The sequence below is a fragment of the Paraburkholderia fungorum genome (assembly GCF_046027605.1).
Classification (GTDB): Bacteria; Pseudomonadota; Gammaproteobacteria; order Burkholderiales; family Burkholderiaceae; genus Paraburkholderia; species Paraburkholderia fungorum_F.
Genome location: NZ_JAQQEF010000004.1, coordinates 309,515 through 329,943, shown reverse-complemented (window position 1 = coordinate 329,943; position 20,429 = coordinate 309,515). Strand labels below are relative to the sequence as shown.

The 20,429-nt window shown below is 62.1% G+C and carries 16 protein-coding genes; 4 read left to right on the top strand and 12 right to left on the bottom strand.

Features of this window, described 5'->3' with window-relative positions; genetic code table 11:
• Nucleotide 1: 1 nt before the first annotated feature.
• On the bottom strand, nt 2-724 hold the full coding sequence (locus PQR53_RS10045; protein ID WP_408226399.1) for a TetR/AcrR family transcriptional regulator: 723 nt from the start codon (nt 722-724) through the stop codon (nt 2-4).
• Nucleotides 725-1,149: 425 nt separating this feature from the next.
• Here PQR53_RS10045 and PQR53_RS10040 point away from each other — a divergent pair, with 425 nt between their 5' ends.
• The 3 genes from PQR53_RS10040 (at nt 1,150) to PQR53_RS10030 (ending at nt 5,188) form a co-directional block, all read left to right on the top strand.
• A complete protein-coding gene (locus PQR53_RS10040; protein WP_408226396.1) occupies nt 1,150-2,586 on the top strand; it encodes a phenylacetate--CoA ligase family protein in 1,437 nt (478 codons plus the stop codon).
• Between the two features lie 4 nt (nt 2,587-2,590).
• Nucleotides 2,591-4,051, top strand: coding sequence for an acyl-CoA reductase (locus PQR53_RS10035; RefSeq protein WP_408406201.1), 1,461 nt, complete (start codon nt 2,591-2,593; stop codon nt 4,049-4,051).
• A 75-nt stretch (nt 4,052-4,126) separates the two neighbouring features.
• The gene (locus PQR53_RS10030; RefSeq protein WP_408226391.1) at nt 4,127-5,188 is read left to right on the top strand and encodes an NAD(P)-dependent alcohol dehydrogenase; all 1,062 of its coding nucleotides are present in this window, start codon (nt 4,127-4,129) and stop codon (nt 5,186-5,188) included.
• A gap of 95 nt (nt 5,189-5,283) precedes the next feature.
• Here the strand turns inward: PQR53_RS10030 and PQR53_RS10025 are convergent, their stop codons facing one another.
• From PQR53_RS10025 to PQR53_RS10000, 6 genes are all read right to left on the bottom strand, one after another.
• Nucleotides 5,284-5,817, bottom strand: coding sequence for an alcohol dehydrogenase catalytic domain-containing protein (locus PQR53_RS10025; protein ID WP_408452719.1), 534 nt, complete (start codon nt 5,815-5,817; stop codon nt 5,284-5,286).
• Nucleotides 5,818-5,890: 73 nt separating this feature from the next.
• The gene (locus PQR53_RS10020) at nt 5,891-7,321 is read right to left on the bottom strand and encodes an FAD-binding oxidoreductase (RefSeq protein ID WP_408397987.1); all 1,431 of its coding nucleotides are present in this window, start codon (nt 7,319-7,321) and stop codon (nt 5,891-5,893) included.
• Between the two features lie 17 nt (nt 7,322-7,338).
• Nucleotides 7,339-8,880, bottom strand: a complete 1,542-nt coding sequence (locus PQR53_RS10015) for an acetolactate synthase large subunit (protein WP_408269224.1) — start codon at nt 8,878-8,880, stop codon at nt 7,339-7,341.
• A 113-nt stretch (nt 8,881-8,993) separates the two neighbouring features.
• The gene (locus tag PQR53_RS10010) at nt 8,994-9,896 is read right to left on the bottom strand and encodes an alpha/beta fold hydrolase (RefSeq protein ID WP_408269054.1); all 903 of its coding nucleotides are present in this window, start codon (nt 9,894-9,896) and stop codon (nt 8,994-8,996) included.
• Between the two features lie 27 nt (nt 9,897-9,923).
• Nucleotides 9,924-11,219: an MFS transporter gene (locus PQR53_RS10005; protein WP_408397984.1), complete on the bottom strand. Its 1,296-nt coding sequence runs from the start codon at nt 11,217-11,219 to the stop codon at nt 9,924-9,926.
• A gap of 110 nt (nt 11,220-11,329) precedes the next feature.
• A complete protein-coding gene (locus tag PQR53_RS10000) occupies nt 11,330-12,796 on the bottom strand; it encodes a sulfatase family protein (RefSeq protein WP_408406206.1) in 1,467 nt (488 codons plus the stop codon).
• A gap of 111 nt (nt 12,797-12,907) precedes the next feature.
• On the opposite strand from PQR53_RS10000, the gene PQR53_RS09995 reads away from it, so the two are divergent.
• Nucleotides 12,908-13,813 (top strand): LysR family transcriptional regulator, encoded by a 906-nt coding sequence (locus PQR53_RS09995; RefSeq protein WP_408269047.1) that lies wholly within the window; start codon nt 12,908-12,910, stop codon nt 13,811-13,813.
• 28 nt (nt 13,814-13,841) lie between these two features.
• Here PQR53_RS09995 and PQR53_RS09990 read toward each other — a convergent pair whose 3' ends face one another.
• The 5 genes from PQR53_RS09990 to PQR53_RS09970 all read right to left on the bottom strand — a co-directional run bounded on the left by PQR53_RS09990 (nt 13,842) and on the right by PQR53_RS09970 (nt 20,103).
• Nucleotides 13,842-14,879, bottom strand: coding sequence for a DUF1254 domain-containing protein (locus PQR53_RS09990; protein ID WP_408397979.1), 1,038 nt, complete (start codon nt 14,877-14,879; stop codon nt 13,842-13,844).
• A gap of 344 nt (nt 14,880-15,223) precedes the next feature.
• A complete protein-coding gene (locus PQR53_RS09985) occupies nt 15,224-16,369 on the bottom strand; it encodes an acyl-CoA dehydrogenase family protein (protein ID WP_408226368.1) in 1,146 nt (381 codons plus the stop codon).
• A 31-nt stretch (nt 16,370-16,400) separates the two neighbouring features.
• Nucleotides 16,401-17,546 (bottom strand): acyl-CoA dehydrogenase family protein, encoded by a 1,146-nt coding sequence (locus PQR53_RS09980; protein ID WP_408226366.1) that lies wholly within the window; start codon nt 17,544-17,546, stop codon nt 16,401-16,403.
• Between the two features lie 93 nt (nt 17,547-17,639).
• Nucleotides 17,640-18,755, bottom strand: coding sequence for a CaiB/BaiF CoA transferase family protein (locus tag PQR53_RS09975; RefSeq protein ID WP_408269041.1), 1,116 nt, complete (start codon nt 18,753-18,755; stop codon nt 17,640-17,642).
• 166 nt (nt 18,756-18,921) lie between these two features.
• Complete coding sequence (locus PQR53_RS09970) at nt 18,922-20,103, bottom strand: lipid-transfer protein (RefSeq protein ID WP_408269038.1); 1,182 nt, start codon at nt 20,101-20,103, stop codon at nt 18,922-18,924.
• Between the last annotated feature and the right edge of the window lie 326 nt (nt 20,104-20,429).

Below are 20,429 nucleotides of genomic sequence, written 5' to 3'. Positions count from 1 at the left end.
ACTATTCCGCTTGATCGGTTTGGCACTCGCCCGTTGTGCTCGTCCCGCCGGTCAACAACGCATGCACCATGCGTGCGATCAAATAGGGCGTATCGGAATCGACGAGGTATTCAGGTCTTTCAAGCACCATCGCCCGCGGCAGCGCAAGCAGCGTCTGGAAGACCAGAAACTCGGCCTGCGCCCAATCCCGGACGCGAATCTCGCTGGCGAAACGCGCCATCAGCGCCGGGGTCGCGACCGCGTGCCAAAGTTGTTTCGTCTTGACCAGATCGAGCCGCACGAGTTCGTCATAGTGGGTCGAACGCACGCTGTACGCCGGGTCGATCAACATTTTCTTGTGATGAACGGCAAGGCCGATTTTCAACGTAAGGAGAATTCCGTCGAACAAGGTCGCGTTGACAGGCAGCGCCGCGATGCCCGCCAGCAACGCTTCGCGTCGCTCGACACGGTAATCGTCGAAGACCGCGGTAATCAGCGCTTCCATGGTCGGGAAATACTCGTAGATCGAGCTAATGGCCACGCCCGCATTTTCCGCGAGGCGCAACGCGGTCAACGCGTCGCGCCCTTCCGTCTCGAGAATTTGCCTGCCAGTTTGCTTCAGCGCGGCGACAAGGGCGATCGAGCGCGCCTGGCGCGGCGCTTTGCGCGGCTGAGCAGGTATCCCGACACGCAGGACCCGATCGCCGCTGGCCGCTCCTTGCACATCGCGGGTCGAATTAGCCATGGCAATCCTTCTCTCTCGTTCGGCGTGCGCCTGCGCCGGCAGGTGATTCCGCGGGGCGCAAGGACAGTTCGGAAATGCCAACTATAGCGACGTGCACAGCCACCGCCTCCCCTCATTCGTAGGGGGGCGGGTTACCACGCGTTGACAGGAACGGTCGCTCACGGGCCGTCCGCTGGCCGTCCGCAGGCACCGGTCAGAAACGCAGAATCGCCCGGCAAACGCGCCTCCAGCCCAAAATTTCTCCTTTTATTTCAAGGCCTTGTCCGCCGCCACCAGGCGACCGAATCCGGAACGAGACACGGCCGTCGGCTCCCTATACTGATCTTGCGGTCTGCGTTGGGCCGAGCGAGCGTGAATGCTCGCCGCACGCCGGCGTCGGCGCCGGTCCCTTACCCAAGATTTACTCAAGAGTAGCGAGTCAGACGATGTCCTCTGCAGAAGTCTCCATCGAACAAAAAACCCAGTTGTTGCTGAACGACCCGGCGGCTCTCGCCAATCATTCATACGAAACATGGGGTCACCTGCCGCGTGCCGAGGTCGACGCCATGCAGCTGATCGGCCTGAAAAAGCGCTTTGCCGCGTTTCGCGACCGCATTCCGACACTCAAGAAGCTCGCCGATGCCGAAGGCGTGCACACGGTCGAGCAACTTGACGACGTGGTGCCGCTGCTGTTCGAGCACACCATCTACAAGTCCTATCCGCCTTCGCTGCTCGAAAGGCACAACTTCACGCAAATCAACAGGTGGTTGAGCAAACTGGTCACCCCTGAGGTGGCCGAGCAGATACTCGCGGCCGACGTCAGCGCGTGCCGCGGGCTCGACGACTGGTTCGCGGCAATGGACGCAGCGGTGCCGCAACTGGTGCTCAGCCACACGTCAGGCACGTCGGGCACGGTGTCGTTTCTGCCGCATAGTGCCCGCGAGTACGAAAAAGCTTTCGAGGCACGCAGGCTGTTCATCTGGAACATGACGGGGCCGCACACGCCTCAACCGGAGTTGCATACCGCCTTCCCGTACTACCGTTCCGGCTATTTGAGCCACTTGCGCGGCAACGACTTCATGATCAAGGTGTTGCTGCCGGACGAAACGCATTTCCGGGCCGCCTACCCCGCGCGGCTGAGCAGCGACGTGCTGCATCTCGGCGCGAAAATCCGAGCTGCGCACGCGCGCGGCACGCTCGATCGACTGGAAATCAGTGCTGAACTGGCCGCCAAGAAGAAAGCCTTCGACCGGCTCCAGGCCGACATGCCGAAGCATCTCGAAGCATTCTTCGAACGCATCGCACATGAACTCAAGGGCAAGCGCGCGTTTATCTACGCGACCTGGAATCTGCTGCACAACATGGCGAAGGCGGGCCTCGCGCGCGGTCTCGAAGGCGTGTTCGCCGCTGATTCGTACATCACCACCGCCGGCGGCGCGAAAGGCATGGTGCAGCCCGAAGGCTGGGTGGAGGACATCCTGCGCTTCACGGGCGCGAAGAAGCTGAACCAGTCATATGCGATGTCCGAAGTACTCGGTTCGCACATGCTGTGCGAGCACGGCCATTACCACCTGAATCCGACCGTCATTCCCTACCTGCTCGATCCCGAGACGAGCAAGCCGCTGCCGCGCACTGGCCGCGTGACAGGGCGCGCGGCTTTTTACGATCTGAGCACCGAAACGCGCTGGGGCGGCTTCATTTCCGGCGACGAAATCACCATCGAATGGGACGAGCGCTGCCCGTGCGGCAGACCGAGCCGCTACATCGTCGGTCCGATCCAGCGCTACAGCGAAAAGAACGGCGGTGACGACAAGATCACCTGCGCGGCCAGCGAAAACGCGCATCGCGAAGCGATGGATTTCCTCAATACTCTCGAAGGCTGATGTCATGCAAAAACCTGTCGCGCCGATGATCATTCGCGGCCAGATCATCACCGATAACCTGATCGAAGTCGGCGGCCGCGGCGGCGATCTCGCATTTCTCACGCCGGACGCCCACCATTACATCGACGCGCTGCCGCTCGGCAATCCGGCGAAGCTGGCCGACCTGTACAAGCTCAGCTTCGACGACATTCTCGACTACGCTGCTGCGCTCGGCGAGCACCTCGATCTCGCGACCAATCGCCACCTTCAGGAAGCGTGCGAGCTGTCGTATCTGACGGCGCCGACCACGCCGACGCTCGTCAAGTCGAGCTACCTCGGCCTGCGTCACATGCTCTCGCGCGAGGCGATCATCGAAGCCGTGGACAGCACGGTCGGCATCAAGTATCTGGAAGGATGGGTCAAGCAGCGCCTGATCGACGGCACCGACCTCGAAGTGCGCTGCTTCGGCGCGCGTACTCTGCACATCGTGGCCGGCAATGCCACGGGGCTGTCGTTGCTGACCATCGTGCGCAACATGGTGCTGCGCAGCGACGCCATCATCAAGGCGCCGTCGAACGACCCCTTCACGGCCCTCGCCATCGCCCGCACGATGATCGAGATGGCACCGGATCACCCGCTCACGAAACACCTGAGCGTCGCCTACTGGAAAGGCGGCGACGCGGCGTTCGAAAAGCGCCTGTATCAGCCACAGAATCTGGAAAAGATCGTCGCGTGGGGCGGCTTCGCGTCGATGAAGCACGTGAGCCAGTACATCCAGCCCGGCCTCGAACTGATCTCGCTCGACCCCAAACGCAGCGCGAGCATCATCGGCAAGGACACTTTCGCGAGCGAGGCCACCATGCGCGAAGCCGCGCTGCGCCTCGCCACCGATATCGGCGCGCTGAACCAGAAAGGCTGCGTGTGTGCGCGTCTGGCCTATGTGCAAAGCGGCACCGACGAGGCGGGCCTGCAGCAGCTCAACGCCTTCGGCCGCTACGTGTACGACGCCCTGATGCAATTGCCGAACAGCGTCAGCACGTCTGCGAAACGTTACGACCAGGGTCTCAAGGCACACGTCGATGCACTACGCCTCGACGACGAGTGGTATCGGGTAATCGGTGGCAAGGATGGGGAAGGTGCGATCATCGTCTCGCAGATTCCCGAACCGGTGTCGTTCGCCACGTTGCTCGACGATCGGACGGCCAACCTCGTGCCGGTCGACTCCCTCGATGAAGTGATGGACGCGGTGGACGCCTACACCCAGACGGTCGGCATCTATCCGGAACGCCTCAAGGACGAACTGAAAGATCGCCTGCCGTTGTATGGCGCCCAACGGATCGTGTCGCTCGGTTACGCGGCGGCGATGAAATGGGCCGCGCCTCAGGACGCGATCGAGCCGCTGCGCCGTATGGGCAAGTGGATTTCGAACCAGACCAACTCACCCGACGCCACCCCGGGCCCGTGGCAGCGCCCGCCCATCGACTGACCGGTTTTCTATCCCCAAGGCCCGGCGCCCGCTCGGGCCAATCCATTCCCTTTTTCTTCTGAACCACATCAAATCATGACCACCTGTCACGGATTCGGCGCCCTCGATGCCCACGCACACCTCACCCCGATGAGCTTCGAGCGCCGCGCATTGCGCGCCGACGATGTCTCGATCGACATCGCCTACTGCGGCGTATGTCACTCGGACGCCCACCAGGTCGACAACGACTGGAACAATACCGTTTTCCCCTGCGTGCCCGGGCACGAGATCGTCGGGCAGGTCTCTGCCGTCGGCAGCGACGTGACGAAATTCAAGGTCGGCGACCGGGTCGCCGTCGGCTGTCTCGTCGACAGTTGCCAGCACTGCGCACCCTGCGAGGAAGGCGAAGAACAACTGTGTACCGAAGGACCCACGCCGACCTACAACGGCCGTGATCGGATCACCGGCGAGACCACTTACGGCGGCTACGCCCAGCACATCATCGTGCGCGACCGGTTCGTGCTGCGCGTGCCCGCCGCACTCGACCCACGCTTCGCCGCACCGCTTCTGTGTGCCGGCATCACGGTATGGACGCCGATGCGCAAGTATGGCGTCGGCGCGCAATCGAAGGTGGCGGTCGTAGGCCTGGGCGGCCTGGGTCACATGGCGGTGAAGCTCGCAGCGGCACTGGGCGCCGAAGTGACCGTGATCACGAGCTCACCGGGCAAGGTCGACGACGCTCGCGCGCTCGGCGCGAACCACGTGTTGCTGTCGAGTGATCCGAAGGCGATGCAGGCAGCGGTCAACTCATTCGATTTCATCCTCGACACGATCCCGATGCGGCACCACGTCAACCCGTATCTGATGCTCCTTGGACGCAACGGCAAGCTGGTGGTGGTCGGCGCAATCGACCTTCTGGAGCCCGTGCACGGCGCTTTGCTGATGCGCAACAATCGCTCGCTGACCGGTTCGCTGATCGGCGGAATCCAGGCTACCCAGGAACTGCTGGACTTCTGCGCGGAACACAAGGTTCTGCCCGACTGCGAGATGATCGACATCAGCGAGATCAACACGGCGTTTCAGCGCATGCGTGCCAATGATGTGAAGTATCGCTTCGTGATCGACATGGCATCGCTCGAGAACGCCGGCGGCGATTGAGTTTCGCCGCGGCGCGGGGGCCTGCGCAAGTTTCGCAGGTCCGCCGTATCGTTACCGTCGCGAGCGTTCTCGCGACGCAACTCAGCGCAGACCCGTCAGTTGACGTCGACCAGCAGGCGGCCGCGCACTTTACCCGCCAGCAGGTCTGCCGCGGCACTGGGCACTTCGGTCAGCCGTACCGTTTTCGCCGTGATCGCGCCAAGCGCGCTCACGCACAACATGGCCGTCAAGCCCGCCGTGCCGACCATCATCGCCTCACGCGTGCCGAGGCCGTCTGGCAAGGGCACAAGCCAGTCGCCCCGCACCCGTTGATACTGGCTATAGCCGCCCCAGTGCTTTTCGCCGACACCCCATCCCGTCAACACCACTTTCTGGCCCGCGGTGAGCTGGGGATTCGTGGTCTCGACAACGGTCCCCGCGAAGTCGATACCGGGTACCAGCGGCCATGCCTTGACGACCTTGCCGGTGCCCGTGACGGCAAGCGCGTCCTTGTAGTTGATGGTCGAATAGTCGATTTTGACGAGCGTGTCCTCAGCGGGTAGCGCATCGAACGACAAGGTTTCGACCGCCGCCCTCGTCTTCCTGTCTTCCTCGCGCAGCATCAGCGCGTTAAAAGTCTGTTCAACCATTCCGTTCACCTTTAAATGATCCGTCGCGGGAGATTGTGCGCCATCTGCGCCCACACGGCAGTAGTGCCCGCGTCTAGGGTGTGCCCGCCACGCCGTCGAAGACACGTCCAGGATTGAGCACGCCTTTCGGATCCAGCGCTTGCTTGAGCAGGCGCATCACATTCACTTCGGCTGGTGTGCGCGACACACCCAGCCACGGCTTCTTTTCGATCCCGATGCCGTGTTCGGCCGACACGGAGCCGTGCAACGCCTGCAACGGTGAGTAGACCAAGGTGTCGAGTTCGACGCGGCGTTGCGGGTCCAGGTCCGGCACATGCACCGCGAGATGCACGTTGCCATCGCCGAGATGCCCGAAGGCCCACAACCCGGCGCCGGACCAACGCTGCGCGATCTCTGCACGGACGGTTTCGACGTAGTGTCCCGTGTCGGCGAGCCGCAGCGAGATGTCATACGCGACGAGCGGGCCGAAGCGGCGCAGCTGCGCGACATCGTCGCGCAGTCCCCACAGGGCCGCGCATTCGCGCTCGTTCTTCGCGAGTGTCGCATCGACCACGACACCCGCTTCCAGCGCCGCACCGAGCGCATCGTCGAAGCGATCGTCATCGACACTCGCCTCCACCAGCACATAGAACGGATGGTCCTGCGGCAATGGCGGCCGCGCGAGCGCGGGCGGCGTGGTCACCACATGGTAGAAGTCCTGCCACATCACTTCGAACGCCGAGAGCCGGCCGTCCATCGCATGATCCAGCTGGCGCAGCAGCGTGCAGACCGCTGCGAAATCGGGCATCGCCACGAGCGCCATGCGTCGCCCGGCGGGCGGCTCGCTAAGACGCAGCACGACCCGCGTCACGATGCCGAGCGTGCCTTCGGAGCCGATGAAGAGGTGTTTCAGATCGTAGCCGGAGTTGTTCTTGACGAGCTCATTCATCGAGTCCAGCACGGTGCCGTCCGCCAGTACGACTTCGAGACCGCGCAGGTTCTCGCGCATCATCCCGTAGCGAATCACGCGGTTGCCGCCCGCATTGGTGGCCACCATGCCGCCCAGCGTCGCGCTGCCGCGCGCGCCGAGGTCGACCGGCAATAACAGCCCCGCCGCCGCGGCTGCGTCCTGCGCTTGCGCGAGTATCACACCCGCCTCGGCGATCAGCACGCGCTGCGTCGTATCGACCGGCTCGATGCGCTGCATGCGCTCCAGCGACAGAATCACTTCATGCGCTTGCGCATCGGCGCCGTGCACGAGGCCCGTCAGCCCGCCTTGCGGTATGACGGGTACCCCCGCCGCGTGGCAGACGGCCAGCACGGCGCTGACTTCGGCGGTGCTGGCGGGACGCACGAGCACCCGCGCTTGTATCCCCTGCCGGCTGGCCACGCCGGCCGGGCGCGCACGCACATCGTCTTCCAGCAAAAGGCCAGCCGGACCGACGATTTCGCGCAGCGCCTCGATCAGTGGTGTCAGCGCGGCGCCGGCGTCAGCGCGTTGCTGTGTGTTACCTGACGTTGTCATGGTTGAATGCCCTCTCGTCAGATCATCAGTTCGATCAGGAACGGGCCCTTGCGCCCATTCGCCATCGCGAAGAGTTCGGCGAAGCGCGCGAGTGTATCGGCGCGCGCGGCCTCCACGCCCATGCCGTTGGCGATCTTGACCCAATCCATATCGGGGCGGCCGATGTCGAGCATGTCCAGCGCGGTTTTGCCCGGCGTCGCGCCGACGCTTGCCAGCTCACCGAGCAGAATCGCGTATTTGCGGTTCGACAGCAGCACCACGGTCACATCGAGATCTTCGCGGGCCATGCTCCAGAGCGCCTGCGGCGTGTACATCGCCGAGCCGTCGGCCTGCAACGCAACGACACGCCGGCCAGGCGCCGCGACCGCCGCGCCGAGCGCGAGCGGCAGACCATCGCCGATCGCGCCACCGGTCACCTGCAGCCAGTCATGCGGCGCCGCGTGTGCGGTGCCCGGGTAGAACGCGTGACCGAAGGTGACACTCTCGTCGACCACGATCGCTTGCTCGGGAAGCTGTGCACACAGAATCTGCGCCACCGACTGCGAGGTGATCGGTCCGTCAGGAATCTCGTGCGCAGCGGCCTGGGCGTCAGGTGCGTCGATGCGCGGCGCGTTCAGTTGCGCCGCGAGCTGCGCCAGCGCATCGGCGAGGTCCTGCTCTGCCCGGGCCAGCACGTGGACCACCGCGTCTTCGGGATACGGGCGCGACGACTTGCCTGGGTACGCGAAAAACGTCGCCGGCGCGGGTGTGCCGACGAGGATCAGATGGCGGATGCCAGCGGTCCTGGCCCGTGCAGGGTCGCCGTAATACGGCAGCCGCTCGATCGGAAAGCGCCCACGGCCGCGCGCCACGCGCGCATTGGCGGTCGTGCACATCAGGCGAGCGCCGGTGGCGGCGGCAATGCCATGCGCGTCGGCCAGCGCGGCTTCGTCGAGCGCGCGGCCCGCGAGCAGCAGCATGGTCGGCTCGCCGGAGCGCAGCACACGCGCGATTTGCTGCACGATATCCGGCGTGACCTTCGGCACAGGCAGCGGGGCCAGTGGCGCAGCCACCTGGCCGCCCTCGTTCCAGCAGACATCGGACGGCAGGATCAGGCTCGCCACCCCGCCCGGTTCTGCACACGCGGCCTGCACCGCGGCGGCCGCAGCGGCGCCGACCGAAGCGGCCTCGGTGGCCGTGCGCGTCCACACCGAGACCGGCCGCGCCCAGCCCTCCGTATCGGAGGTAAGGGGGGCATCAAAGGGCCGATGATAAGTCGCCTGGTCGCCGACGATGTTGACCACGGGCGTCTGCGCGCGGCGCGCGTTGTGCAGGTTGGCGAGGCCGTTGGCCAGACCGGGCCCGCAATGCAACAGCGTGGCGGCGGGCTTGCCCGCGATGCGCGCATAGCCATCGGCCGCGCCGGTCACCACGCCCTCGAACAGGCCGAGCACACAGCGCATGCCGGGAATCTGGTCGAGTGCCGCCACGAAATGCATCTCGCTCGTGCCGGGGTTCGCAAAGCAGGTGTCGACGCCACACGCGAGCAACGTTCTCACGAGGCTCTCAGCGCCGCTCATCTGCGCCATCGTGCCGGCCGGCCGGGTTTCGAGCAAACGTGTGGTGTCCTCAAGGTGTTTTTCTACAGTCGACATCGACGATCTCGCATAGGGAAGGGGTGAAACGCACGCCGTCAAGCTGCGGCGGTCTCAGTGACGAAGCGGTTGACGTGCGCGGCTACGGTTTCAGGCACCTCTACCGGAACGAAGTGGCCAACCCCGGGCAATTCTGCATATTGCGCCTGCGGCGCCAGAGCATGCAGCGCTCTCCCCATGGCAATGTTGGCGATGGGGTCCGCATCGCCCCACAGGAACTGAACTCGCGCGCCCTCCGCCTGGACTGCACCGACCCAGCGGTCCGCGTGCAAATACCGTTCGCGCACGTAACTGTAGACATTGGGTATGCGAAGGTTGCCGTCCTTGTGGGCAAGGAGTTCGGTCATGACCAGTGCGTCCTCTGCACTGACGGCCTCGGGTTTGCCCATACACTTCTTAAGGCGCTCAGCGTATCCAGGCACCATGTCGGCCACCATCCGCTTCCCTTCGTCAAGGGTGGCGGGATTCTCAAGCACCTTCTGGATGTTCGTGAGTGTCGCCATCCCCTTGATGATGCTTCCATTCAGAAACGTCGAGCTGTCGATCTCGAAGGAAAGGCGCCCCTCCTGCTTGCGGGCAAGCAACTCCGTATGGACACTCGTGCCCACGTCGTGGCTCACCACGTGCACCGTCTTGACGCCGAGCTTTTTGAGTAATGCTTCGATGACATCGGCTTGCTGGAAGAGCGAGTATCCCCACGCCGCCGGTTTGTCGGAGAGTCCGTAGCCGATCTGATCGAATGCGATGCAGTCGAAGTGGCCTGCAAGGCTGGAAACTGTATCTCGCCAATCAAAGCATGAAGTCGGAAAGCCGTGGATGAAGAGAATGGAAGCACCAACGCCTCGCCGATGGACGAAGACCCGATGCTCTCCAATCTGAACAAAATCGCCCGAATTTTGCCAGGCTGTGGTTGCTGCAGAAAACGAAGATTCAGCTGTCATTTTGTCTTTCCGAGTTTGAGAACGAATTCAGTTCGTGCTGTGACGAACAGGGCGCCCGCACCCATTCGGGGCAGTTCGCGGGCGAACCCGTAAAGGGATGACGAACAGGCAACCAAGGATCATGGCCACCCCGGCCGCGCTGAACGCCAAGGTGAAATTTCCTGTATGTATTCGCACGAGGCCAAAAACGAACGGTCCGACTACGCCGCCCAGGCTGCCAAAGCCATGAATGACGCCAATCCCCACGCCGAGCACGGCTGGCGGCAACACTTCGGATGGCAGCGTCCAGAACGGCCCGAACCGACCCGCCATGGCACCTGTTGCCACAGCAAACAGACAAACCATCGCGAACGCGCTTCCTCCACTGAACTGCATCAGCAATAGCACGCAACCCGCAGTCATCGTCGCGCCAATCATGTGCCACTTGCGCTCACCCCAACGGTCAGAGCTTCTGGCAACCAGCGTCATCGAGAGCATGCTCAAGAGGGCCGGCAAGGTGGCCACCAGTCCAACGACGCCTATTGAAAGCCCCGCCTCTTTGAGAACGGTGGGATACCAGAACTGAATTCCCCACTCCCCGACAAGTGCAAGAAAGTTGTACAGCGCCAGCAAGATGACACATGGATGCCACAGGACCGACAGGAAATGGCCTTGCAGCGCAACCATGTCGCTCGTTTCCGCGTCAAGGGTTCGAATCAGTTGTTCGCGCTCCGCTTCATCCATCCAGGTCGCGTGTCGTGGGTGGTCATCAATGAGGCACCACCAGACGATGCCCCAGAGTAAGCCTGGCAATCCTTCGATGATGAACATCCAACGCCAGGTTGAGTGCGTCAGAATGAGGCCGGAAAGCGGACCCGCGATGATCGGCCCGGCGACCAGACCCAGCAGGAGAATGCCGGTGGCGCGCGCGCGCTCTGCACGAGTAAACCAGGACCGGATCAGGACCAGCACGCAAGTCAGCAAACCGCCTTCTGCGAGTCCCAGCATGAACCGGTTGATCGTCAATCCACGTTCGGTCGTGACAGACGCCGCAGCCAACGCAATGGTGCTCCAGAGCAGCATCAAGACGAAGATTGCCTTCTTGGGGCTCCGTAGACTGGCTATTCGTCCCATCGGTATCTGCAAGATGAGATAGCCCCAGAAATAAGCGCCCGCCGCCAGGCCAATGGCCTTTGGCGACAAGCCGAGATCCTGGCGCATCGAGGGAATGGCCATGCCCAGATTGCCGCGATCGATGAGCGCCAACATGTACATCACCGTAGCGACGCCAAGAATGCGAACCCATCGGTTTCGAAGCGAAAATTTGAGATTCCCAACCGGCATGATGTCTCCGTTTGATCCCGTGTTTCGGGATGCTATTTAGTGCACGACTACTGCCCGTTCCGTACGTTGTCTTGACCACGCTGATCCAGACAGCGCACGGAATTGACGCGTCACTGGCCTGGCGGAATGAAGTCTTCCGAAGCGATGTGCGCGGGCACGGGGGTGTAAGACTTTTCAGTCACCAGATTGGCCATCACCATTTCGGGACCACCCAGGCTTTCGATCAACTCACGTTGCGCAAGGTTGGCGCGCTTATCGACTTCTTCGGGGTCAACGATCGTGTGCAAGATGCGCTCGAGTTCCGAGACCACCGATGCGTAGCGCGTGTCCTCTGCAAGGTTAGTGCCCTCCTCGGGGTCGGCCTCGAGGTCGAACAGTTCTGAAGAAAACTCAACGTAGTGGATAAGCTTGAAGCGGCCTTTGCGGACCATGTAGGACGCGGACGGCGACCCGCCGGCGTGGTATTCGCTGAAGGCGACACGCTCGATGTCGTCCGGCTGGTTTGCAAGATTGAAAAGCGATTTTCCGGGTGTTCCGTCGTTTTCAAAGGGCAACCCGGCGGCATGAAGGATGGACGGATGGACGTCAACCAGCGTGGCGGGCGTGTTGCACACCTTCGCAGCGGGAACATCCGGGCCCGCGACGATGAGCGGAATGGCTGCGGCTTCCTCGTAGTGGTTGGACTTGCCCCACAGGCCGCGAGCACCGGCGTTTTCGCCATGGTCCGAGGTAAAGATGATCCGGGTGGAATCGGTGAGGCCCGCCTGTTGCAACACTTCCAGCACGCGCCCGACCTGGGCGTCCATGAAACTGCACAGCGCCAGATAGGACGCGAAGGCCTTTTTTTGTTGCTCGACTGTCGCGCGCCCGGAGGCGACGAAGCGCTGCAGCCAGGGGTGAAGCTGGAAGCCTGATGCGGGCGCAAACTTTCCCTCAGGCATCTGGTCGATCGGGTACAGGTCCAGGAATTCCTTGGGTACGCACAATGGATAGTGCGGTGTGACGAAGCTCACGAACAGGACCCAGTTGCCGTCTTTGTCAGCGGCGCGCTTCAGCCAGTCACACGCGACGTCGGCGATCCGCCGGTCGTAGCGGGTGTATTCGCTTTCGCCTTCGGCTGCGGACATGGGGATGCCTGCCACATGGCGCGCCTCGGCCACGAAATCCGGAAATTGCTTGCGGATCGACAGATGCACCATGCCCAGGCCGTCCTTGATATGCATGGGCACATGCTGGCGGTCAAGGCCGACCGGATCGCTTTGCTTGCGATAGTGGAGCTTTCCGATGGACTCCACCGGGATCTTTGCCGCCTGGAGACGATGCCCCCAGCCCTCTACACGACCATCGTAGGCAATGGAATTGTCCCAGTACCCGATTTCATTGACGTAGCGTCCGGTGGCGAAGCTCGCGCGCGCCGGCACGCAGATGGGGGAATTCGTGTAAGCATGGGTAAAGCGGGTTCCGCGTGCCGCCAGCGCATCGAGGTTTGGCGTTTTTGCCAGGGGATGGCCTGCGCACCCAAGCATTCTGGCGTTGTGCTCGTCCGCCATCAGTACCAGTACATTGTTCGGCTTCATTTCGGCTTCGTCTCTCGTTCTGGGTTTGCTACTTAAGCCGAGTCTGTATGATTCGATTCATGGTCGCAATGCGACATCTGGCATAAAGTCATTACCATCAGGAATGCCTCAATGGAAACCCGTGACCTCGAATATGTTCTGGCCATCAACACATATGGCGGGATCGGCCGTGCCGCCACGGCCATGGGCGTCACTCAGCCCGCGTTGACCAAGGCTGTGAAGCGCATCGAAGCGCAGTTAGGCTTACGGTTGTTCGAGCGCAGCGCGCGGGGTATGAGTCCAACTTCGGCAGGGGCACTCTTCATCGATCGAGCTCGGCTTATTCATCGGGACTACGAAGATGTGCTGAAAGAAATGCGGGCGATTCAATCGGGGACGCAGGGCGTTTTGAGCCTGGGTTGTTCGCCCTCGGTCCCCGATGCGATGGTGCTGGATGCCTGTCGACAGTTGGTCATGGATCGCCCCGCGGCCCAGCTTCGTCTGCGTCGGATGCTGGCGCCTGCCCTTTTAGACCTCCTCGCGGAAGGTTCGCTCGATCTGGTCATGGCGCCAGTGCCAAAACAGCGCGCAGCAGATTTTGTGGTGCGGGAGCTTTTCAATGACAGACTCACTGTCATCGCGGACCAGGCGCACCCGCTGCTGCGTAAGCGAAAGCCGAAGCTCGCTGATCTGGTGGGCCACGATTGGCTGCTGCCAGGTTCCCACGTCGCCGTGCGGCAACAAGTGGAAGCCGCGTTTCGCAATCAAGGCCTGCCACAGCCTATCTTGCGGATCGAGACAGACTTCAGCAGCCCCTCGTTCGTTCAGCTTGTTCGGGGTACGCAATTGCTGAGCGTCGCAAGTGCGGCGCCAAAGTGGGCGGCGATGGGGATTCGACCGATCAGGCTGGATGCGCAAGAGCTTGATCTGCAAAGGCGCATCGCGATCATGTCAAGAGCCGGAGCCTATTTGTCGCCCTTGGCGCAGCGGATGATTGCCATCGTGGAACAGCGTTCAAAGAAAGCCTGGCCGGCCTGACGAGGCCGGTCAAATGCGTATCCGCTTGTCAAAGCACGGGCTGCGCTTGAGGGAACGTCCAGGATCCCTTCAGGACTTCGGCGCGCGGACGATAGAGTCGTACCGTATAGTTCCAGCCAGCCTCGGTGGGCAGGCAATTGGCAATCTTGCCGTCGCACGCTCCGAACTGGACCTCGACGGAACCGTCCCCGGCCTTCTTCGCCGTTACGTTATTAAGCGTATAGGCACCGTATGCGTTCGGCTGGATATATCCCGATGCGTTGTACACGCTGACCGACCAGAATCCATCGACGGGCACGTCCTTGACACGTAGACGATACACCGTTGCACCGTCGTTCTTGCCCGGCGTGACGGTCAGATAGACAGCATCCTTATCCGGATTGCCACCCCAGAGGGTTGCGGCACCGATCAGATGCCGTATCGGCGACACTTCGCCCGGCGGGCCGAACGAGTCCCTCGTGTCAGGAAGCGTCGATCCCAGCACTTTCAGCGCGTCGCGTACTCGCTTCTGACTGACGGCATCCCAATTGGGCACGTCGAAATGGCCGACACTCGCCTGTTTGACCTTGATCCCGTCCTGTAGCGCATGGACCTGTTGCAGATCCGCCGGATCTGACGGGTCCGCCAGCGTGCGCACCGTAACCAACACGTACCGCGTGCCCATCTGCTTCTTCGTCAACGTGTAGCTACCGCCGTCATAGACCACCTCTTGCGCATAGTGATCTTCGTTAATCGCAATCATCGAACGAAAGCGCTTGCCCGCGTCGGGCAGCGTGATCGTCACGGGCCCTGCATCAAGGTCGAACACCGCCGTCGAATAGATCGTGTCGCGATTGACACGTACGACAGTCTGCTTGTCAATCGGCGCCAGATCGCGGTGATGCCCGAACTGTCCGAGGCCGTTCTGCTTGACCATCGCGGTGAACATCATGTCCGACTCCGCGCGAACGAAGTTATCGGCGGTGACAGGAATTGAGAGTGCTGCCGAGCCGGCCGACTGTGCGCACACCGACGCCGTTGCGAGAGCGAGGCTAAGTGCAACGAGAGGCCGCAGTGAAAAGGACATGAAGACTCACTTTAGAAGTAGCTGTTCGACCGGTCAGCCTACTTCGTCACAAGTTGCGGCACACCTGTCCAGACGAGAGGGCGGCCGTTGCTACCGCGCGCGTAGGCATGCCCTCGATTCGTGGGCGGTTTCGGCATCAGACCAGGCATCGCACGCCAGTTGGCTGAGTGCGGACGAAATTGCCTGTCAAACGCCGGGGCCGCCCGGCTGCCAATCAGGATTCGACGCGTTGCGGCTGAGCCAGGTGTCAGCGCCGCCCCACACATCTATGGCATGGATTTTGGCGGTATATAGGGGTCAGGCGTGCCTGCAGCGGAGGTCGCTGCTCACCGGCTACCCTCCTCCTAGATCAGGCTGCGTGCAATGATCAGTTTCTGGATATGGCTCGTGCCTTCGTAGATCTTGGTCACGCGCACATCCCGGTAATAGCGCTCGACCGGGAAGTCGTTGAGATAGCCATAGCCGCCGTGGATCTGCAAGGCATCCGAGCACACCTTCTCCGCCATCTCGCTGGCGAAGAGCTTGGCCATCGAGGCTTCCTTCGCGCAGGGGATGCCGGCTTCGTATAGCCTCGCGGCATGCAGCATGAACTGGTGCGCGACTTCCACCTGGGTTGCCATGTCGGCCAGATCGAAAGCGACGCCTTGCAGCTTGATGATCGGCGCGCCGTAGGCTTCGCGCTCGCTGGCATATTTCACCGCGGCTTCCAACGCGGCGCGCGCGGTGCCGACTGCCACCGCAGCAATCCCAATGCGCCCCTCAGACAGCATGCCCATGATCTTCTTGTAGCCGGAGCCCTCTTCCCCCAGGATGTTTTCAGCCGGTACACGACAGTCTTCCAACTGGATCGCGGCAATATGAGCCGAGCGCTGCCCGAGCTTGTTTTCGACGCGCGCCACGTTATAACCGGGCTGACTGGGATCGATGATGAACATGCTCGACCCATTCTTCCCGGCGGTCTTGTCGGTCACCGCAATGGCAAAGGCTACGGCAGCTTCGCTGCCGTTCGAGATGAACTGCTTGTTGCCATTCAACACATAATGCGATCCGTCACGGCGTGCCGTGGTACGGAAGGCCGCCGTATCCGAACCGGCGTGCGGTTCGGTCAACAGACCCGCGCCGATTTTTTCACCCGAGGCCATCGCCGCCAGGTACGTGCGCTTCTGCTCTTCGCTTCCCATTTTGGCAAGCATGCCGGCCATGGTGTTGTGTACGTGAATGAGCGTCGCAAAACCGGTATCCGCTGCGGAAAACGCTTCGATGGCGAGGCAATAGTCCACAAAAGTTGCGCCGGATCCGCCGTATTCCTCTGGCACTTGCATGCCTAGAAAGCCGAGTTCAGCGACGGTTTTCAATTCGGCGCGCGGCCACGCACAGGTCCGATCGCGCTCGGCTGCCGTTGGCGCGACCACTTCCGCCGCCACCTTCCTGGCCGAATCGCGGATCATGACTTCCTGTTCGCTCAGGAATACCGCTGACGTATCGTTCATTTATCTTGCTTCCCTAATTTGATGTCGGGCCTTACACAAGGCCACGTGAAATGATCAGCTTCTGGATATGGCTTGTGCCTTCGTAGATCTTTGTCACGCGCACGTCCCGGTAGTAGCGTTCGACCGGGAAGTCGTTGACGTAGCCATAGCCGCCGTGGATCTGCAAGGCATCCGAGCACACCTTTTCCGCCATCTCGCTGGCGAAGAGCTTGGCCATCGACGCTTCCTTCGCACAGGGGATGCCGGCTTCGCACAGGCGGGCGGCGTGGATCATGAACTGACGCGCGACTTCCACCTGGGTCGCCATATCGGCGAGATCAAAGGCAACGCCCTGCAGCTTGATGATCGGTGCGCCGTAGGCTTCGCGCTCCCTGGCATATCGCACCGCGGCTTCCAATGCGGCGCGCGCGGTGCCGACAGCCACTGCGCCAATGGCAACCCGCCCCTCCGACAGCAAGCTCATGACCAATTTGTATCCGCCGCCTTCATCGCCCACGCGGTTTTCGATCGGCACACGGCAGTTCTCCAACTGGATTTGTGCGACGTGCGCCGAGCGTTGACCCAGCTTGTGCTCGATACGGGCAACGATATAGCCGGGCTCGCTGGGTTCGGCGAGGAGCAGGCTCATGCCATTCCTGCCAGCGGTTTTGTCGGTGACGGCGAGTACAAAGGCCACACCGGCTTCGCTGCCGTTCGAGATGAACTGCTTGCTGCCATTCACAACGTAATGCGATTCTTCACGGCGTGCCGTGGTACGGAAAGCCGCCGTATCCGATCCCGCGTGCGGCTCAGTGAACAATGTCGCACCGATCTTTTCGCCGGAGGCCAGCGCCGGCAGGTACCTGCGCTTCTGCTCCTCGCTTCCCACTTTGGCAAGCATGCCGGCCATGGTGTTGTGCACGTGAATGAGCGTTGCGAAGCCGGCGTCCGCGGCAGCAAACTCTTCGATGGCGAGACAATAATCCACAAAGCTGGAGCCGGAGCCGCCGTATTCCTCCGGAATGAGCATCCCCAGAAAGCCGAGTTCAGCGACGGCTTTCAATTCGTCGCGTGGCCACGCACAGGTCCGATCGCGCTCGGCTGCCGTTGGCGCGACCACTTCCGCCGCCACTTTTCTCGCCGAATCGCGGATCAAGACTTCCTGCTCACTTAGGAATGCTGCTGATGTATCGCCCATTTTTTCCTCATGAAATGTGACATTCATTTTCCGGATTGAATTGCTTCCGGAGCAATGAATCGATGATGTCGGATCATTCCTTCGCAACGGAAATCATCGGGCCTTGCACCAGTCGTTAAGCACGGCTTCGCCGTGCTCGCCGCGGCTCGGTATGCTGCCCGGCTGCGCCAGGGGGGTGCCGATGAAGCGCGGTGCCGGATTGGCCTGCAGTACGCCATCGATGCGGCTGTACACTGCGCGTGCGGCCATGTGAGGATGCTTCGCCGCCTCGTCGGGGTTCAGAACCGGTGCAAAGCAGGCATCGGTGCCTTCCAGCAACGCACACCATTCGTCACGCGTGCGAGTGGCAAACAAGGCGGCGAAACGCTCGTGCACTTGCGGCCAATGATCGGGGTCATTTTGCTTCACCTCGGCGAGTTCGTCGGCAAGGTTCAGCTTCTCCAGCAGGATGCGGTAAAAGCGCGGTTCCAACGAGCCGACCGAGACAAAGTGACCATCGGCGCAGCGATAGGTACGATACCAATGCGGACCGTCGAGGAGGCTGCGCCCACGCTCATTCACCATCTGGCCAGTCGCCCTCAGGCCCATCAGCAGATTCATCATGTTGGCGCTGCCGTCCACGATCGATGCGTCGATCACCTGCCCCTTGCCTGTTGCACGCGCGCTCATCACGCCGGCCAGCACACCGACGGCCAGATACAACGCGCCGCCGCCGATATCGCCGATCAGGCTGGGCGGCACCATCGGCGCTTCGCCCGGTTGACCGGAATACCAAAGTGCGCCCGACAGCGCCAGATAGTTGATGTCGTGGCCGGCAGCGTGCGCCAACGGTCCCTCCTGCCCCCATCCGGTCATGCGGCCGTACACCAGCCGCGGATTGCGCGCGAGGCAGACGTCGGGACCGAGTCCCAGCCGTTCCATCACGCCGGGGCGCATTCCTTCTGTCAGCACGTCGCAGTTTTCCACCAGACGCAGCAGTGTTTCCACGCCTTCCGGGGACTTGAGATCGAGAGCGATCGAGCGCTTGCCGCGGTTCATGATTGCGCGCTTGCCGAGATCGTTATCTTCGGCGCCTACCTGCATGCGGTCGACGAGCACAACATCGGCGCCCAGATCGGCCAGATTCATGCCGCAGAACGGGACCGGCCCGATCCCGTAAATTTCCAGGACGCGCAGTCCCGCCAGCGGGCCATTCTGATTTCGACTCATTTCCATTCTCTCGATTAAGGTCGCTTCAACGACTTGAATGTCACGCTACGACCGCGAAGGGGCTCGCATTGGCGGCGCACTGCATGGCCGCCAGCTGATGCAGTTCACACACATAGCGCTTCATTGGTGGCAGCCGTCGATACAATGGATCGGGCGCACTGTGATGTCAGTTGCGATACATGGTGACGACGGCAGCGCCGCCAATACCAATGTTGTGCTGCAGCGCGATGCGCGCGTCCTGCACCTGGCGCTGGCCGGCATTGCCGCGCAGTTGCTGCACAAGCTCCGTGCACTGCGCGAGGCCGGTGGCCCCGATAGGGTGGCCTTTCGACAGCAAGCCGCCGGACGGATTGGTCACGTAGCGGCCGCCATACGTGTTGTCGCCATCGTCGACAAACTTTTGCGCGCCACCTTCCGGACACAGGCCGAGCGCTTCGTAAGTCAGCAATTCGTTGTGCGCGAAGCAGTCGTGCAGTTCCACCACGTCGACGTCTTCGGCTCCGATGCCGGCGATCTCGTAGACCTTGTTGGCCGCCGCGCGTGACATGCTGAAACCAGCGATGTTGCGCATGTCGTCGGATTGGAAGGTGTCGAGACCATCGGTGGCGATGGCTTGCGCTTCGATCCACACGCGCGTGTCGAGTCCGTGCTTCTTCGCATACGCTTCGCTGCACAGCACGACAGCCGCCGCGCCGCAAGTGGGCGGACAGGCCATCAGGCGCGTCATCACGCCCGGCCACAACACTTGATCGGCCATCACTTCTTCGGTGGTTACGATCTTGCGGAACACCGCCATCGGATTGTTGACCGCATGACGGCTAGCCTTGGCACGGATCTTCGCGAAGGTTTCCATCGGCGTCCCGAAGCGCTTCATGTGCGCCAGGCCGCCGCCGCCAAATGTCGTCAAGGCCGTGGGCAGATCCAGTTTGCCCAGCAGTTTTTCCTTTTGCTGCTCAAACAATTCGAGGGGATCCGGCCGGTCATGGAAGTTCGATCCAAGCGCGCCTCGGTTCATCTGCTCGAAGCCGACTGCCAGCACGACGTCCACGTCGCCACTGGCAATCGCCTGGCGCGCCAGATAGATCGCGGAAGAACCACTGGCGCAGTTGTTATTGACGTTGACGATGGGGATGCCGGTCATGCCGACGTCGTACAGCACACGCTGGCCGCAGATCGAATCGCCGTAGATATAGCTCGCAAACGCCTGCTGGATCGATTCATAGCCGACACGGGCGTCAGCCAGCGCGGCGCGCACCGCCTCCGCGCCCATCACCGGGTAGGTTTCGCTCTGGCCCGGCTTCCTGAATGGAATCATGCCGACACCGGCAACGACGACCTTTTGCGTCATGTCCTGCTCCTTTCGTCATTCGAATTGTTCACTGGCAAGCATGCCGACCACGTCGTTCGGGCAAACCCGGATGCGCCTCTTGCCCGAAGTTCATACACATGAACAATAGGCATAGACGCTTCAGGCAGCACCCCGAATTCAGGGGGGGGCGCGCGCTTTGCACGCCCCCCCTTTGCCAGTGCGGGTGCGCACGGCGCGTGGCAAACGCACGCGCGATTGCATACACTAGTGCTCCGCGACACATGCCGCGCTGCGAAATAAAGCGCCCCTGGTGCTTCTGGCCGGGACGAGGCGACGGGCTCCGGCAACTGCCGGGAATACCGATC

Coding starts and splice junctions, on each gene's coding strand:
- PQR53_RS10030 (WP_408226391.1), top strand. CDS start 4,127: ATGACCACCTGTCACGGATTCGGCGCCCTCGATGCCCACGCACACCTC.
- PQR53_RS09990 (WP_408397979.1), bottom strand. CDS start 14,879: ATGTCCTTTTCACTGCGGCCTCTCGTTGCACTTAGCCTCGCTCTCGCA.
- PQR53_RS09995 (WP_408269047.1), top strand. CDS start 12,908: ATGGAAACCCGTGACCTCGAATATGTTCTGGCCATCAACACATATGGC.
- PQR53_RS10025 (WP_408452719.1), bottom strand. CDS start 5,817: ATGGTTGAACAGACTTTTAACGCGCTGATGCTGCGCGAGGAAGACAGG.
- PQR53_RS09970 (WP_408269038.1), bottom strand. CDS start 20,103: ATGACGCAAAAGGTCGTCGTTGCCGGTGTCGGCATGATTCCATTCAGG.
- PQR53_RS10010 (WP_408269054.1), bottom strand. CDS start 9,896: ATGACAGCTGAATCTTCGTTTTCTGCAGCAACCACAGCCTGGCAAAAT.
- PQR53_RS09980 (WP_408226366.1), bottom strand. CDS start 17,546: ATGGGCGATACATCAGCAGCATTCCTAAGTGAGCAGGAAGTCTTGATC.
- PQR53_RS09975 (WP_408269041.1), bottom strand. CDS start 18,755: ATGAGTCGAAATCAGAATGGCCCGCTGGCGGGACTGCGCGTCCTGGAA.
- PQR53_RS10035 (WP_408406201.1), top strand. CDS start 2,591: ATGCAAAAACCTGTCGCGCCGATGATCATTCGCGGCCAGATCATCACC.
- PQR53_RS10045 (WP_408226399.1), bottom strand. CDS start 724: ATGGCTAATTCGACCCGCGATGTGCAAGGAGCGGCCAGCGGCGATCGG.
- PQR53_RS10040 (WP_408226396.1), top strand. CDS start 1,150: ATGTCCTCTGCAGAAGTCTCCATCGAACAAAAAACCCAGTTGTTGCTG.
- PQR53_RS10015 (WP_408269224.1), bottom strand. CDS start 8,880: ATGAGCGGCGCTGAGAGCCTCGTGAGAACGTTGCTCGCGTGTGGCGTC.
- PQR53_RS09985 (WP_408226368.1), bottom strand. CDS start 16,369: ATGAACGATACGTCAGCGGTATTCCTGAGCGAACAGGAAGTCATGATC.
- PQR53_RS10005 (WP_408397984.1), bottom strand. CDS start 11,219: ATGCCGGTTGGGAATCTCAAATTTTCGCTTCGAAACCGATGGGTTCGC.
- PQR53_RS10020 (WP_408397987.1), bottom strand. CDS start 7,321: ATGACAACGTCAGGTAACACACAGCAACGCGCTGACGCCGGCGCCGCG.
- PQR53_RS10000 (WP_408406206.1), bottom strand. CDS start 12,796: ATGAAGCCGAACAATGTACTGGTACTGATGGCGGACGAGCACAACGCC.